This is a genomic window from Bacillus cereus group sp. BfR-BA-01522 (assembly GCF_022662635.1).
In the GTDB taxonomy this organism is placed as follows: domain Bacteria; phylum Bacillota; class Bacilli; order Bacillales; family Bacillaceae_G; genus Bacillus_A; species Bacillus_A cytotoxicus.
On the sequence record NZ_JAKUDY010000042.1, the window covers coordinates 1 to 723 of the forward strand.

Here is a 723-nt window from a genome sequence, read left to right on the forward strand (position 1 = left end):
GTTCTTGCATTCGTGATGTTCTCATGGATGCAAGCTACTTTACGTTTTTGCTTTTGATAGTTTTTTGCTTCATCCAGTTTGCATTTTCGTTTTAACGCTAATTCCTGTCGCCTAGAAAGAACACGTTGTGCTTTCGCTAATTTTTCTTCTAGTTTACGAAACCATTTAGGATTCCCAAAAACTTCACCTGTTGAAAGAATCGCAAAATCTTTCAGACCAACATCCATGCCAACAGATGAACATGTTTTAGGAAGTTCTTGTACTTCTGTTTCAGCAAGAATCGAAACAAAATACTTGCCACTTGGATTTCGTCTCATTGTAGCATGAAGAATACGCCCTTCTACTTCACGACTTTTCGCAAACTTAACTAATCCAAGTTTAGGTAACTTGATTTTGTTGCCCGCAATCGCAATATTTCCATTCGTATGCTTTGTCGTGTAGGATTGCACTTTATTCTTTTTAGACTTGAAACGCGGTGCTTTGTTTTGTTTCTTGAAGAATCGAGTATACGAATCAGCAAGGTTTTTGAGTGATGATTGAAGTGATGTGCTGTCTACTTCTTTTAACCAAACTAATTCTTTCTTTAGTTGTGTTAATTGAGAAGAGCAAGTGTTATAAGTTAATCCTTTGCCTGTCTCTTTGTATGCGTCATTCCATTGTGCTAAAAAATGATTGAATACAAAACGTGAACAACCGATTGTTTTTGCAATTAGAATTTCTTGC

1 protein-coding gene is annotated in these 723 nt (G+C 36.2%); it reads right to left on the reverse strand.

The window, feature by feature from the left end; genetic code table 11:
* Positions 1 to 723: transposase (locus MR059_RS21490; RefSeq protein ID WP_242162033.1), on the reverse strand; the 723-nt coding region annotated here is incomplete at both ends.